This window comes from Bacillus cereus group sp. BfR-BA-01330 (genome assembly GCF_022663885.1).
GTDB classification, from domain to species: Bacteria; Bacillota; Bacilli; order Bacillales; family Bacillaceae_G; genus Bacillus_A; species Bacillus_A cereus.
The window spans coordinates 339,581-353,441 of record NZ_JAKUGK010000005.1; the positions used below are offsets into that span (position 1 = coordinate 339,581).

Here is a 13,861-nt window from a genome sequence, read left to right on the forward strand (position 1 = left end):
GAGCATGAAAGGGAAACTTATAGTAGTCGGCGGTGGCTTGGCTGGCTTAATGGCAACGATTAAAGCGGCAGAAGCAGGAGTAAATGTTGAACTGTTTTCTTTAGTACCAGTAAAACGTTCACATTCTGTATGTGCTCAGGGCGGAATTAACGGTGCCGTAAATACGAAAGGTGAAGGGGATTCTCCGTGGATCCACTTTGACGATACAATTTATGGTGGGGACTTCTTAGCGAACCAACCACCAGTTAAAGCAATGTGTGAAGCAGCACCTGGTATCATTCATTTAATGGACCGTATGGGTGTTATGTTCAACCGTACGGAAGAAGGACTTCTTGATTTCCGTCGATTTGGTGGAACGCAACATCACCGTACAGCATTTGCTGGTGCAACAACTGGACAGCAATTACTTTACGCATTAGATGAGCAAGTACGTCGTCACGAAGTAGCAGGACTTGTAACGAAATATGAAGGTTGGGATTTCTTACGAGCTGTTGTTGATGATGAAGGTGTGTGCCGAGGAATCGTTGCACAAGACTTACAAACTATGGAGATTAGAAGTTTCGGAGCAGATGCCGTGATTATGGCAACAGGGGGCCCTGGTATCATTTTCGGAAAATCAACAAACTCCATTATCAATACAGGTACAGCAGCTTCTGCTGTATATCAACAAGGCGCATATTATGCAAACGGTGAGTTCATTCAAATTCACCCAACGGCAATTCCTGGAGACGATAAATTACGTCTTATGAGTGAATCTGCACGTGGTGAAGGTGGACGTGTTTGGACATATAAAGATGGTAAACCATGGTACTTCTTAGAAGAAAAATATCCGGCTTACGGAAACCTTGTACCTCGTGACATCGCAACGCGTGAAATCTTTGATGTTTGCGTAGAGCAAAAACTAGGTATTAACGGTGAAAACATGGTGTACTTAGATCTTTCTCATAAAGATCCAAAAGAACTAGATATTAAACTAGGTGGAATTATTGAAATCTATGAGAAATTTACAGGGGATGATCCTCGTAAACTACCGATGAAAATCTTCCCAGCTGTTCACTATTCAATGGGCGGACTATGGGTTGATTATAAACAGATGACAAATATTCCAGGTTTATTTGCAGCAGGTGAGTGTGATTATTCTATGCACGGTGGTAACCGTCTTGGTGCGAACTCACTATTATCAGCAATTTATGGTGGTATGGTAGCAGGACCAAACGCAATTGAGTATATGAAAGGTCTTTCTAAATCATCTGATGCTGTTTCATCTACTGTATATGAGCAAAATGAATTAATCGAAACAGAGAAATTTAACAATATTTTAACGATGGATGGTAACGAAAATGCGTATGTTCTTCATAAAGAGCTTGGAGAATGGATGACAGATAACGTTACAGTAGTTCGTGAAAATAAAAAATTATTAGAAACAGATGCGAAAATTGAAGAATTAATGGCTCGTTACAAACGTATTAACATTAACGATACAGCAAGATGGAGTAACCAAGGTGCTTCATTTACACGCCAACTTGCAAATATGTTTGAGTTAGCACGTGTTATTACAATTGGCGCATATAACCGTAATGAGAGCCGTGGGGCGCATTACAAACCTGAATTCCCAAATCGTGATGATGCAAACTTCTTAAAAACTACGATGGCAAAATTTGAGGGAGAAGGAAATGCACCAGCATTCCATTACGAGGACGTTGATATTTCGTTAATTAAACCGCGTAAACGTGATTATTCTTCAAAACACGATGTAGCTGCTAAGGGTGAAGAGAAGGGGGATAAACAACATGTCTGAGAAAACAATCCGCCTCATCATTACGAGACAAGACGGGCCAGATGCGCAAGCGTTTGACCAAGAGTTTGAAATTCCATATCGTCCGAATATGAATATTATCTCAGCACTTATGGAAATCCGTCGTAATCCTGTTGATTCAAAAGGGAACCAAACAACTCCGATTGCATGGGATATGAACTGCTTAGAGGAAGTATGTGGTGCATGTTCGATGGTGATTAACGGAAAACCACGTCAATCATGTACGGCACTTATTGATCAATTAGAGCAACCAATTCGCTTAAAACCGATGAAGACATTCCCGGTTGTACGTGACTTACAAGTTGATCGTAGTCGCATGTTTAATGCTCTAAAACGCGTTAAAGCGTGGATTCCAATTGATGGTACGTATGACCTAGGTCCAGGACCAAGAATGCCTGAGAAAAAGCGTCAATGGGCTTATGAGCTTTCAAAATGTATGACATGTGGTGTTTGCTTAGAATCATGTCCAAACGTAAACAGTAAGTCTGACTTTATTGGACCAGCACCGTTATCACAAGCTCGCTTATTCAACTCACATCCAACGGGTGAAATGCATAAAGCAGATCGCTTACGTGCAATTATGGGAGATGGAGGACTAGCAAACTGTGGTAACTCTCAAAACTGTGTGCAATCATGTCCGAAGGGTATTCCTTTAACAACTTCAATTGCGGCATTAAACCGTGATACAACAATTCAATCGTTCAAAGATTTCTTTGGTAGCGATAATAACTATTAATAAATATTGCCTCTTCATATCGAAGAGGCAATATTTATAACTATATTTTTCTGTTTATTCTGTTTATTTCAAGGTGAAAAGGAGAGATAACAATGAAGAGGATTTCTTATATTGAAGACTTTGAGCAATGGGAAAGTGGTTTTTCGTTTTACAACCTTGTAAAGGTTCGTTTTGGTGAAGTAGATATGTTTGGACATGTAAATAATGTCGTTGCTTTTACTTATTTTGAAGAAGCTCGTATTGCGTTGTTTAAAGAACTTGGATTTATGCAAGAGTGGACACATGCATCATCAGAAACGATGATCGTTGTTGCGGATTTACAATGTAATTTTATTAAGCAAATATATTTTGATGAACAGCTGAAGGTGTATGTAAAGGCAGGATCGGTCGGGAATTCTTCTTTAGATTTACATTATATGGTGAAAAATGCAGCAGGAGAGGTTTGTTTAGTAGGTCGCGGAATGATGGTTCAAGCTTCGAAAAAAACAGGAAGAGGCGAACCATGGCCTGAAGAATGGAAGAAGAAATTACTACAATAATAGAGTGAAAGAAAAATAAGAGAGCAATTTGCTCTCTTATTTTTTGTCTTCCATCGCTTCTTCTAATGTTAAGTGATGTTTATATAGGTATGTAGCGTATGGATTACCAACGTAGCGTAAGTGCCATGGTTCATAGGCATATTCTGTTGTATCTGTTTTATCTTCTAAGTAACGAATGACAAAGCCGAATTCATGAGCATGTTCCGCGACCCATTTTCCTTCTGCTGTCTCTCCGAAGATAGGCTCTAATTGAAATTTAGCTGATTTTGAACTAATATCCATTGCTAAACCCGTTTGGTGTTCACTTGTACCAGGAATTGCGCTTACCGAATTAGCTTCGGCTTTTCCTTGACGTCTAACGTATGTATCATGCAACGATTTTTGGCGTTTGTATGAACGATAACCAGATACAGCTGTAAGATCAAGCCCTTCTTTTTTCGCAGCTTTGAACATGTTTTCAAGTGCCTCGGCAGCATCTTTGCGCAGCAATGTTTTTTCTTTATCTTTTGGACTAATAAATGGTACATTTGGTCTCGTTAAGTCTTCAGGAATGTATCCATCTGGTAGTTTTCGATGTTTATTAATTAAGACAAGATTAGATTTTGGATTTGTTACAACTGAAAAGTCATTGTCTATTTTCTTTGCATTATGATCAGCTTTTGGAAAAGCAGGAATCTCTTCTTTTTTATGGTTATTATGCTTTTGACTTTCGACAGCTTTTGCTTCATTATGTAGTGGTGTTTTAGAACCAAAGTAAGCGAAAGATGTGATCCCGATTACAATAGTAGTGGCAGAAATAATTATTATCTTTTTCATGATGCCTTGTAATCACAGTCCCTTCTTCATAAAATGTGTATTGTTTTTTTTATTATAAATCTAGTTTGTTGGAAAAGGAATATAAGAGTCATAACGTAATAGAAATGCAAAGAAAATGTCAGAAAATGTGTGAATTTGTAGTATTTTTTTATATAATTCATTTCTTATCTTTCATGATTTGCATTTTTTATGTAATATATATACATAAGAAGATGTAGCGATTATCGAGAATAAAGAACTTCTTGTATAGACTAGGAGTGAATGGGAATGGATTTTGCAACAATTATTGGACTTATTTTAGGATTTGTAGCAGTGGTAGTAGGGATGGTCGTCAAGGGCGCTGACGTAACAGCCTTATTAAATCCTGCCGCAGCATTAATTATTTTTATCGGTACATTTGCTGCAGTATGTATTGCATTTCCGATGAATCAACTAAAAAGGGTTCCAAAACTATTTAAAGTTCTTTTTGGTTCAAATAAAAAGGATTTAAGTTATGAACAGTTGCTAGAATTATTTGTTCATTGGACATCTGAAAGTAGAAAATACGGTATTTTGTCTTTAGAGCAACAATTAGACAAAATTCAAGATGAATTTCTTTTGCGCGGTATGAAATTTGTGATTGATGGCGTATCCGCAGAAGATTTAGAGCAGATTTTGGAATCTGAATTAGAAGCAATTGAAGAAAGACATGCAAAGGGAGCTGCTATTTTTTCACAAGCTGGTACGTATGCACCGACATTAGGAGTTTTAGGTGCTGTTATCGGTCTTGTAGCTGCGCTTGGTAACTTAACTGATATTGAAAAGTTAGGTCATGCTATTTCGGGTGCGTTTATTGCAACGATTTTTGGTATTTTTTCAGGTTATGTATTATGGCATCCATTTGCAAATAAGTTAAAGCAAAAATCTTCAGCTGAAATTGAGAAAAAACGTTTAATCATTGATTGTTTATTAATGTTACAAGAAGGTACATATCCGTTTATTATGAAGAACCGCATTTTAGGTGCACTTTCTGCAACTGAGCGTAAAAAGCTAGAAAAAGGAGCAGAAAAAAATGCGGAGTAAGAAAAATAGAAGAGGCAAAAAGAAAAAACATGATGAGCATATCGATGAAACGTGGTTAATCCCATATTCTGATATGTTAACGTTGTTATTTGCATTGTTTATCGTTTTATTCGCAATGAGTAGTATAGATGCTGCGAAGTTTAAACAGATGGCAGTTGCTTTTCGAAGTGAATTAGCTGGGGGAACAGGTAACAAAGAATTTTTAAGTGATCAAAAGCCAAATGATGAAAAAGAATTATCAGCAAGTAGCCTTGAGGCAGAACAAGCAAAAAAACAAGAAGAAGCTAGAGCTAAAGAAAAAAAAGAGATGGATGAATTGAAAGCATTACAAAAAAAGATTGATCAATATATTAATGAAAAACAATTATCTTCTTCTTTTCAAACTAAATTAACTGAAAAGGGATTAATGGTGACAATATTAGAAAATATACTGTTTGATTCGGGGAAAGCAGATGTGAAATTAGAATCTTTAGGGATTGCAAAAGAGATGTCTAGTTTACTTGTTTCAGCGTCACCTCGTGAAATTACAGTATCGGGTCATACGGATAATGTCCCTATTGCCAATGCGCAGTTTGCGTCGAATTGGGAATTAAGTACGCAGCGGGCAGTTAATTTTATGCAAGTATTACTGCAAAATAAAGAATTACAACCAGAAAAATTTAGTGCGATTGGATACGGAGAATACCGTTCAATTGCTCCAAACGATACACAAGAAGGAAAGGCAAAGAATAGACGTGTGGAAGTATTTATCTTGCCTTTAACAGAGAAAGTAAAATAAAAGAGGATGGCGAATGCCATCCTCTTTTATTTTACATCAAATGATTTTAAGTTGTCGCGACGGATTTTATCTTTTTCTGCATCTGCTTTTTTGAAATCATAATCATATAAAGCGCCTTCCCAATCGCCATACATTGGATTCGGGAAAATAATGAATTTCTCACCAAATTGTGCTTTTGAATCTGCTACTGTTTGGTTACGATCTTTTACAGATTTTCCATCAAAACCTGTGAAATCAGATAAGTTATCACCGAAGAATAAGACAATATCATGGGTTTGAGAAACGAGTTCACGGCGTTTTTCTTTTCCTTTTTCTTTCGGATCTTGTAGTAATATATGTTCTTTCGTTGCTTGAGGAGCACCTACACGCTCAAGATTTTTAATTGTTGCATCTAGTTGATTCGTTTTACGATTTGAGATGTAGTAAATATCTACACCTTTAGACTCTGTATATTTTAAGAAATCAATTGCGCCTGGAAGGGCTTCAGCCTCAGCTTTGTTAATCCAATCATCCCATTTGTAAGGATAGCCTTTGCCTGTTTTTACGCTCATTGCCTGATGAGGACTGTTATCTAAAACAGTTTCGTCTAAATCAAGCACGATAGCAGGTTTTTTCTCTGTCCCTTTTGCAAGAATTGCATCAAGCTTTAATTGACCAATGTTGTACCCTTGGTAGTAAAGTGCTTTCGTTTCACCGGCTGTTTGATACCATAAATCAGCCATTAATTGTTGTTCTGTTAATTTTACTTTCTCTTCTTTCGCCACTGTTTTCTCTGGTGTTCCTGAACATGCTACAAGTGATGTAGATAGAACCGCTACAGATAATAAAGTGGTAATGCCCCTCTTCATCTTCATATGTATCCTCCTTGATGTTAGAAAATCATTTTATATTATATATTAAAATATAATATTTTTATATGAACATTTGCATATTGTCTTTTGTATATATAGTAGTATGTCCTATATTAGAAAGATGAGCAAAATAATAATAGCTGTTTTGACAAGTTTTATTGTCGTAATGACAATTATAATTGACAAAAAGAACTTTGTTATTTACAATTTTAACTAAATAGAACAAATGATGGATTCATGACGATGTTTACATATAAGAGGATGAAGCGTGGTGCTATATTTTGTCTTGAATAAACATAGTCTTTGAAAGAGAGTACGAATGATACTAAAGGGGAGGCTTTATACTTGAGTTTACAAATTCAAAACTTAACGAAACAATTTGGGGAATCAAAAGCAGTTAACGGTTTGCAAATTTCGTTACCAAAAGGTGAAGTACTAGGGTTACTTGGACGAAATGGTGCAGGGAAAACAACAACAATCAAAATGCTTCTCGGATTATTAACGCCTAATGAAGGTTCGATTACATGGGATGGAAAAGCATTTGGAAATAGTGGTGTAACAATTGGGTATTTACCAGAAGAAAGAGGTTTATATACAAAAAGTAGAGTAATAGATCAGCTGCGATATTTTGGTAGATTAGAAGGAATGTCGAAGAAAGAAGTGGATCACGCTATTGATCACTGGTTAGAGCGTTTAGCGATACCAGAATATAAATTTAAAACGGCTGGAGAGCTTTCAAAAGGGAATCAGCAAAAAATCCAATTAATTGCTGCTCTTCTTCATAATCCGGAACTTCTCATTCTAGATGAACCATTCAGCGGCCTTGATCCAGTTAATGCTGGGATGTTAGCTAGTATTATTGAAGAACAAGTACAGAGCGGAAAGACGATTATTTTATCAAGTCATCGTATGGAACAAGTAGAGGCTTTTTGCCAACATGTATGTATTTTGAAAAAAGGTGAAGCAGTCGTAAAAGGACAGCTAAGTGATATTAAGAAAGAATACGGTTTCCGTAATTTAACGATTGAAGATACAGTAGAGAATGAAAAGGGATTAGAAGCTATACATGTATCGTATGAAAAACAACAAGGCCTTCTTTATGTGAAAGTACAAGACGATGCGGAAGCTCTCAAGATTTTGCAACAGTTGCAAGAGCAAGGTGTTAGCTTACGACAATTCAAAATGTTAGAGCCGACGTTAAACGAAATCTTTGTAGAGAGGGCGAAATAACGATGCGTAAATTTTCTCACGTATTTTCATTTTATTTTAGGGAAGCGTTTTTATCTAAGAAATCATTAATTACGAGTGCGATTTTATTTTTAGTTGTGTTTGGGATTTTTGCATTTAATCATTTTACTTCAGGCGATGATAAAAATAAGGATAAAGATAAAATTGCAGTTGTAGTAGAGAGTTCCGCATATAAAGTACAAAAAGATGAGCTAAATAAGCTATTGCCATCAGCAAAAATAACAATTGGTTCAAAGGATGATTTTGATAAACTGCATAAGCAAGTAGAAGAAGGCGATTTAGATGGTCTATTCCATGTGACGGAAAAGGGTGGGGCTCCATCGATTACATATATGTATAATGGATTTCCAAGCCAAGCAACTTCTGCAATTATGGCAGGATATTTAAAGCAACAATATACGATGGTGACGATTGCCAAAAATAATGTTTCACCAGAAATTGCACAGCAATTACAAACAGAAATTCAAGTAAAGCAAGAAGCGATAAAAGATCGTACATCTTCTTTCGGAATTGCCTATTTCTTTACATTTGCTTTATATATGTTTATTGTAGCGTTCGGAAATACAATCGCAATGAATATTGCATCTGAAAAGGCGTCACGTGTAATGGAAGTAATGCTTCCGAAAGTGAAGCCTCTTACGATGATGTATGCGAAAATTTTAGCGGTTGTTTCAACGGCGTTATTGCAACTTGTCATATTGGCGTGTGGTTATCTTATTCCATATTTGTTAGGTTGGGTCGATTTAGAAAGTGCCTCACTATTTGGTATTCCAATTGACTTTACGAAATTAGATGCAAAAGTTATCAGCATGTTTCTTGTTTATTTCATTACGGGATATTTACTTTATGCGATGATGTATGCTGCTGCTGGAGCTGTCGTGTCTAAGACGGAGGATTTACAAGCTGTATCTTTCCCGGTAATGATTTTAATTATGGCTGCATTCTTTATTAGTATTAAATCATTAAGTGATCCGAATAGTACTATCGTTGTTGTAAGTTCTTACGTTCCATTTTTTACACCGATGGTTACCTTCTCACGTATTGTAGCTGGTGAAGCAGGTATGCTAGAAATTACGATAACATTAGCAGTCTTATTGGCGACAATTGCAGTATTAAATGCTGTTACAAGCCGCATTTACGTAAACGGCGTAATGAATTACTCAGATAAAGTGAAATTTAAAGATTTAGCGAAATTTATAAAGCGTCAATAATGAGAGAAAAGCATGATTTCCTATTGAAATCATGCTTTTTCTTTATGTATAAATTAAAAATAGTATATAATAATAAGAGTCGTCTTTTAATAGAATGAATAAAAAGGAGGGTGTGCAGATGGGGATTAGTAGTCGTTTTACAGTAGGTGTTCATATGCTGACATTACTTGCGATAGATCGAAACTCTCGCTGTACCTCTGAATGGATTGCCGGTAGTGTGAATACAAATCCAGTTGTGATTCGTCGCATTACAGGAATGTTGAAGAGAGCAGGACTTGTTGATGTACAAGCTGGTAAAGGTGGTACGACACTTGCTCGAGATTTAGAAGAAATTACATTACTTGATGTATATAAAGCAGTGGAAGTTGTAGAAGAAGGACAACTATTTTCCTTCCATGAAAATCCCAACATTGAATGTCCAGTAGGAGCTAATATTCAATCAGTATTAGAAATTATTTTAATGCAAGCGCAAGAAGCGATGGAAAACGTACTTGCAAATGTAACGGTAGATCAATTAGTTACAAATTTAAAGTCTAAAATGAAAGAATAAAAAAAGCGAGCTTCCTCATAATGAGGGCTCGCATTTTTTTATTCAGAAATATTGAAAATTCTATTTTTCAGTATTTAAAATGAATTTACCTACGATAGCTGCGAAGATACCACCAAGAATTGGTGCTACGATGAATACCCATAGTTGAGAAAGTGCTTCTCCACCAACAAATAAAGCTGGTGCGATACTACGAGCTGGGTTAACAGATGTTCCAGTTAACGGAATTCCTAATAAGTGAATTAAAACTAATGTGAAACCAATTACTAGTCCAGCTAAAGAAGAACTTCCTTTTTTACCTGTTACAGCAACGATAACTAAAATAAATACGAAAGTTAAAATGAACTCAACTAAAAATGCTCCAGATAAACCAAGAGTTCCGAAACCATTTTGTCCTAAATTATCTAAAGGTGTTTTAGCAGATTTTAAAATTGTTACTAACGTTGCAGTTCCTAATAAACCACCTAAAATTTGAGCTAATACATAATAACAAAGTTCCATAGCGTTCATTCGTTTATTGATGAACATAGCTACTGATACTGCTGGGTTAATGTGACATCCAGAAATTGTTCCGATGCTATATGCCATAGCTACAATAGATAAGCCGAAAGCCATAGCGATTCCTAATGTTCCAATTCCTTCAATTCCGCCGCCAGTGACAGCTACTCCAGTTCCGAATAATACAAGTACAAATGTACCAATAAATTCAGCGATTGCTTTTTTTAACATAATTTACCTCCTATTAATGCGCATGAAACGTATTATAACATAAGTTTTAGTATAAACAGCCAATGAAATACTATTCTGATAAGGCGAAATAGGGGGACAATAAAAAAGAGTATGGTTCATCCCTATAGAACCATACCCTTTTTTTATGCCGATTTTTTCTGTTTAACGACTGGAACAGAACGGTTTAAAATACTATTTGCAACCATTCCTAACATGATAATAATCATTCCGATGAGAGAAAGTCCTCCAGGGAGTGAACCATTTAAGAAAATGATTTCTCCAAGTACGGTAAAGACCATCGTTCCAGCTTGTGTTGCTTCAACAGCTCCAAGTAGAGCGAGGTTATCTTTTGCTAAGTCAGTAGCAAAGAAAAATGTCATCGTTGCAATAACGCCGGAACATAATGCTAACAAAAATCCTTGAAGCATTTGGTTGGATGTTGGAATGCCAGTAGTAGAAAATCCGTATATACCAAGCAAGATTGTTATAGGAAGACTTCCAATTGCCATTCCTAATACACGTTGGAACGTATCAAGGCGTCCACCAACAAGCTCCATCATTTTTCGGTTACCGAACGGATATAAGAAAGCGGCTAATACGACAGGTAAAAAACCTGAAATGAACTGAGTCATTGTAATATGGCCTGCGGCAGTTGCTTGCATACAAATTACACCAAGTAAAATAAATAATGCAACATATAAGCTACGAAGTGGAATTTTTCCGCGTACAAGTTTCGTACCTGATTTTGTTTCTATTTTCACGAAAAATAGTGGTGATAGTAGTAAACCAGCTAAAATCGTAACTTGCCAAGTTCCAGCAACGAGCCAAGCTGGAGAAAAGACAGCTGAGAAACTTAATAAAGAATAAAAACCAATACCGGCAACAGAACCCCATCCGATCCATGCCAATGGATGTTTTTTTAACTCTTCCCATAATCCCCTAAAGTTTTTGCGAAATAAAACGATAAGGAATAAAATAGGAAGAGCAAATAAAAAACGGAAGGAAGCTGTCCAAGCCCAGCTCGTTCCAGATACATTCATTGCTCTATTAATAATAAAGGTTGCAGAAAAAAAGGCCGATGATAAAAGACCTAATAAAATTGCGCGCATGAAGTATAGCACTCCTTTCGAAAATAAATAATTATGTATAGTATGATATACTTTTAATTGTTAAAAGTAAACTATTTTATACTTTGAGGTGGTTTTATATATGAAAGAAAATGAAGATATGCAAACGAAAGAAGTCATTCAACAAGTTGGACAGTTATTGAGACAAATTCGAAATGAACAGAAATTAAGTTTAGAAGAATTAGCCCATAAAACAGGAGTTAGTAAATTAACATTAGGAAAGATAGAAAGAGGGGAAACAAATCCGACACTAGCTGTCATTTGGAAAATAACGAAAGGGTTATCAATTCCTTTATCCAGATTAATGGTTGTTGGAGAACCTGTAGCTGTTGCGCGCTGTGGAGAAGGATTTGCAGTAGATGAAGGACAAGCGTGGCATTTAGAAACGATGTTCCGTTATACGAAAGAAACAGGGATGGAAATGCACCGTGCTTGTTTACGATCAAATAGTATATATGAGCCAGAAGCTCATCATGAAGGTGCGATTGAGCTTGTAACGGTAATGAAAGGGAAAGTGTCTATTCAAGTGGAGAATGATGTATACGAATTAAATGAGTTTGATTCCATTCAATTTGAAGCGAATAAGAAGCATATTTATAAAAATGAAGAAGAGGAAGTGGCGGTATTACATTTAACGATGAAATATTCTTCATGAAAAAATCACCTATAGGATTCTATAGGTGATTTGCTCTTCTTAAGTATGTGAAATAATGCCGTTAGTACGAACGTGGCATAAGTAATAAACAAATGAAATAAACTAAAAATCCTGTCCCAAAACATAAAACAGCAATAACCCAAATGATACGAATAAGAGTAGAGCTAATATCAAAATATTCTCCTAAACCACCACATATACCAAATAGCATTTTATCAGTTTCGGATTTACATAACTTTTTTGACATATTCCAATCAACTCCTTTTTATATCAAACTGCATACTTTTATTCTATATGGAAATTTATGAGAAGACTATGGGGTTGTATTACATTTTTTTGTGAGAAGTGATCGTATTAATTGTCTTAATTTTCAGTGGATATTAAACTTGTAGTTATGAGGTGATTTTTAATAAAGGGTGGGGAAATAGAGATGACAGTATATTGGTTGACTAACGTAATGCTTGAATCAGGATATACATATGAAGAAGAGAGAATTTCACAAACAGAAACAGAATTATGCAGTTTACTTATTGAAGATGGTCGAATTAAAAAAATTATAAAAGGGATTGTTCAAGAGGAAGATATAGTAACTTTTGATGCTAAGAACTTATTAATGTTGCCAGCTTTCAAAGAGATGCACATTCACATTGATAAAACATATTATAGTGGCCCATGGAAAGCTTGTATGCCAGCAGAAAGTATTTTTACACGTTTTAATGAAGAAGAAAAAATTTTACCAAAGCAATTAGCGACTGCTCAAAATAGAGCGGAAAATATGCTAGAGTTACTACTGCAAAATGGTGCAACGAATATTAGAACGCATTGTAATGTTGATCCAATTATTGGGCTTGGTAATTTGGAGGCGACGTTAGCGGCATTAGAAACATATAAAAATCGAGTATCTAGTAGAATTGTTGCGTTTCCGCAACATGGATTATTGCGCAGTAATTCTGTGCAACTCGTGAAAGATGCGATGCGTATGGGTGCTCATCTAGTCGGAGGAGTAGATCCAGCTACAGTGGATAATGACATTGAAAAGTCATTACATACAATTATGGATATCGCAGTAGAATTTAATGCGGATGTTGATATTCATTTGCACGATGCGAATAATCTTGGAACGTTTACGATGAAGAGATTGGCAAGTTTAACAGAAGAAGCAGGATGGCAAGGCCGTGTAACGATTAGTCATGCACTTGGACTTGGTGGTGTTACTGATAAAGAGGCTGAAGAAGTGGCAGAAAGACTCGCAAATGTAAATATTGATATTACTTCAACAGTGCCAATTGGTAAACAAGTAATCCCAATTCCGTTATTAGATAAAAAAGGTGTTACGGTTTCATTAGGCAATGATAGCATTACAGATCATTGGTCACCGTTTGGAACAGGTGATATGCTTCAAAAGGCGAATCGATTAGCAGAGCGTTTTGGGTGGAGTGACGAAAGGTCTTTAGGAAAAGCACTCCGCTTTATTACAGGAGGAAAAGAAACGTTAAATAAGGAAGGGAAGCGAGTATGGCCGAATGTAGGGGATGAAGCGAGCTTTGTTTTGACGAATGCGACATGCGCTGCTGAAGCAGTGGCGCGTCAAACAGAAAAACGTTTAGTCGTGTATAAAGGAAATATTGTTGTTGGAAGTTTAAATGAGGTGGAATTAAATAATCTTGTGTAGAAGAATCGTTTAAATATTTTGAGGAGGGTTCTAATGGTGAGTATAGAACTCTTCTTTTTTATTCTTACAATATA

Annotated in this window: 15 protein-coding genes; 10 read left to right on the plus strand and 5 right to left on the minus strand. The window is 36.1% G+C overall.

The features are described from left to right. The first annotated feature begins 4 nt into the window (after positions 1 to 4). The 3 genes from sdhA (at position 5) to MR112_RS16945 (ending at position 3,091) form a co-directional block, all read left to right on the plus strand. Entirely contained in the window at positions 5 to 1,798 is a 1,794-nt protein-coding gene (gene sdhA, locus MR112_RS16935; protein WP_000676750.1) for a succinate dehydrogenase flavoprotein subunit, read from the plus strand. Continuing rightward, positions 1,791 to 2,552: a succinate dehydrogenase iron-sulfur subunit gene (sdhB, locus tag MR112_RS16940; RefSeq protein ID WP_001291827.1), complete on the plus strand. Its 762-nt coding sequence runs from the start codon at positions 1,791 to 1,793 to the stop codon at positions 2,550 to 2,552. Before sdhA ends, sdhB begins: the two co-directional genes overlap by 8 nt. Positions 2,553 to 2,644: 92 nt before the next feature. Next, positions 2,645 to 3,091 carry an acyl-CoA thioesterase gene (locus tag MR112_RS16945; protein ID WP_000822730.1) on the plus strand — a complete coding sequence of 149 codons (447 nt, stop codon included), beginning with the start codon at positions 2,645 to 2,647 and terminating at the stop codon, positions 3,089 to 3,091. A 36-nt stretch (positions 3,092 to 3,127) separates the two neighbouring features. On the opposite strand, the gene MR112_RS16950 is transcribed toward MR112_RS16945, so the two are convergent. After that, positions 3,128 to 3,907 (minus strand): M15 family metallopeptidase, encoded by a 780-nt coding sequence (locus MR112_RS16950; RefSeq protein ID WP_000720201.1) that lies wholly within the window; start codon positions 3,905 to 3,907, stop codon positions 3,128 to 3,130. A gap of 267 nt (positions 3,908 to 4,174) precedes the next feature. On the opposite strand from MR112_RS16950, the gene motA reads away from it, so the two are divergent. Together motA and motB are read left to right on the plus strand one after the other, a co-directional pair. After that, complete coding sequence (motA, locus tag MR112_RS16955) at positions 4,175 to 4,969, plus strand: flagellar motor stator protein MotA (protein WP_000344859.1); 795 nt, start codon at positions 4,175 to 4,177, stop codon at positions 4,967 to 4,969. Then, a complete protein-coding gene (gene motB / locus MR112_RS16960) occupies positions 4,959 to 5,747 on the plus strand; it encodes a flagellar motor protein MotB (RefSeq protein WP_001256734.1) in 789 nt (262 codons plus the stop codon). Before motA ends, motB begins: the two co-directional genes overlap by 11 nt. Before the next feature lie 26 nt (positions 5,748 to 5,773). On the opposite strand, the gene MR112_RS16965 is transcribed toward motB, so the two are convergent. Further along, entirely contained in the window at positions 5,774 to 6,601 is an 828-nt protein-coding gene (locus MR112_RS16965; protein WP_242245144.1) for a 5'-nucleotidase, lipoprotein e(P4) family, read from the minus strand. Between the two features lie 342 nt (positions 6,602 to 6,943). Here MR112_RS16965 and MR112_RS16970 point away from each other — a divergent pair, with 342 nt between their 5' ends. From MR112_RS16970 to MR112_RS16980, 3 genes are all read left to right on the plus strand, one after another. Further along, positions 6,944 to 7,828: an ABC transporter ATP-binding protein gene (locus MR112_RS16970; RefSeq protein ID WP_000058117.1), complete on the plus strand. Its 885-nt coding sequence runs from the start codon at positions 6,944 to 6,946 to the stop codon at positions 7,826 to 7,828. A gap of 2 nt (positions 7,829 to 7,830) precedes the next feature. Continuing rightward, the gene (locus MR112_RS16975) at positions 7,831 to 9,057 is read left to right on the plus strand and encodes an ABC transporter permease (RefSeq protein ID WP_242245145.1); all 1,227 of its coding nucleotides are present in this window, start codon (positions 7,831 to 7,833) and stop codon (positions 9,055 to 9,057) included. 118 nt (positions 9,058 to 9,175) lie between these two features. Then, positions 9,176 to 9,607, plus strand: a complete 432-nt coding sequence (locus MR112_RS16980; RefSeq protein ID WP_000512998.1) for an Rrf2 family transcriptional regulator — start codon at positions 9,176 to 9,178, stop codon at positions 9,605 to 9,607. Between the two features lie 60 nt (positions 9,608 to 9,667). On the opposite strand, the gene MR112_RS16985 is transcribed toward MR112_RS16980, so the two are convergent. Then, positions 9,668 to 10,333 carry an aquaporin gene (locus MR112_RS16985; RefSeq protein ID WP_000913213.1) on the minus strand — a complete coding sequence of 222 codons (666 nt, stop codon included), beginning with the start codon at positions 10,331 to 10,333 and terminating at the stop codon, positions 9,668 to 9,670. Positions 10,334 to 10,476: 143 nt separating this feature from the next. Next, positions 10,477 to 11,442 carry a DMT family transporter gene (locus MR112_RS16990; protein ID WP_001201636.1) on the minus strand — a complete coding sequence of 322 codons (966 nt, stop codon included), beginning with the start codon at positions 11,440 to 11,442 and terminating at the stop codon, positions 10,477 to 10,479. 100 nt (positions 11,443 to 11,542) lie between these two features. Between MR112_RS16990 and MR112_RS16995 the strand changes: the two genes are divergently transcribed. Further along, positions 11,543 to 12,115 carry a helix-turn-helix domain-containing protein gene (locus tag MR112_RS16995; protein WP_000661924.1) on the plus strand — a complete coding sequence of 191 codons (573 nt, stop codon included), beginning with the start codon at positions 11,543 to 11,545 and terminating at the stop codon, positions 12,113 to 12,115. 61 nt (positions 12,116 to 12,176) lie between these two features. Here the strand turns inward: MR112_RS16995 and MR112_RS17000 are convergent, their stop codons facing one another. Next, positions 12,177 to 12,362, minus strand: a complete 186-nt coding sequence (locus MR112_RS17000) for a PspC domain-containing protein (RefSeq protein WP_000038411.1) — start codon at positions 12,360 to 12,362, stop codon at positions 12,177 to 12,179. 183 nt (positions 12,363 to 12,545) lie between these two features. Here MR112_RS17000 and MR112_RS17005 point away from each other — a divergent pair, with 183 nt between their 5' ends. Continuing rightward, the gene (locus tag MR112_RS17005; RefSeq protein ID WP_061457734.1) at positions 12,546 to 13,787 is read left to right on the plus strand and encodes an amidohydrolase family protein; all 1,242 of its coding nucleotides are present in this window, start codon (positions 12,546 to 12,548) and stop codon (positions 13,785 to 13,787) included. Positions 13,788 to 13,861 lie beyond the last annotated feature (74 nt).

Excerpts from the sequence above, each read along its gene's own strand:
- sdhA (WP_000676750.1), top strand. The coding sequence starts at position 5 with ATGAAAGGGAAACTTATAGTAGTCGGCGGTGGCTTGGCTGGCTTAATG.
- sdhB (WP_001291827.1), top strand. The coding sequence starts at position 1,791 with ATGTCTGAGAAAACAATCCGCCTCATCATTACGAGACAAGACGGGCCA.
- MR112_RS16945 (WP_000822730.1), top strand. The coding sequence starts at position 2,645 with ATGAAGAGGATTTCTTATATTGAAGACTTTGAGCAATGGGAAAGTGGT.
- MR112_RS16950 (WP_000720201.1), bottom strand. The coding sequence starts at position 3,907 with ATGAAAAAGATAATAATTATTTCTGCCACTACTATTGTAATCGGGATC.
- motA (WP_000344859.1), top strand. The coding sequence starts at position 4,175 with ATGGATTTTGCAACAATTATTGGACTTATTTTAGGATTTGTAGCAGTG.
- motB (WP_001256734.1), top strand. The coding sequence starts at position 4,959 with ATGCGGAGTAAGAAAAATAGAAGAGGCAAAAAGAAAAAACATGATGAG.
- MR112_RS16965 (WP_242245144.1), bottom strand. The coding sequence starts at position 6,601 with ATGAAGATGAAGAGGGGCATTACCACTTTATTATCTGTAGCGGTTCTA.
- MR112_RS16975 (WP_242245145.1), top strand. The coding sequence starts at position 7,831 with ATGCGTAAATTTTCTCACGTATTTTCATTTTATTTTAGGGAAGCGTTT.
- MR112_RS16980 (WP_000512998.1), top strand. The coding sequence starts at position 9,176 with ATGGGGATTAGTAGTCGTTTTACAGTAGGTGTTCATATGCTGACATTA.
- MR112_RS16985 (WP_000913213.1), bottom strand. The coding sequence starts at position 10,333 with ATGTTAAAAAAAGCAATCGCTGAATTTATTGGTACATTTGTACTTGTA.
- MR112_RS16990 (WP_001201636.1), bottom strand. The coding sequence starts at position 11,442 with ATGCGCGCAATTTTATTAGGTCTTTTATCATCGGCCTTTTTTTCTGCA.
- MR112_RS16995 (WP_000661924.1), top strand. The coding sequence starts at position 11,543 with ATGAAAGAAAATGAAGATATGCAAACGAAAGAAGTCATTCAACAAGTT.
- MR112_RS17000 (WP_000038411.1), bottom strand. The coding sequence starts at position 12,362 with ATGTCAAAAAAGTTATGTAAATCCGAAACTGATAAAATGCTATTTGGT.
- MR112_RS17005 (WP_061457734.1), top strand. The coding sequence starts at position 12,546 with ATGACAGTATATTGGTTGACTAACGTAATGCTTGAATCAGGATATACA.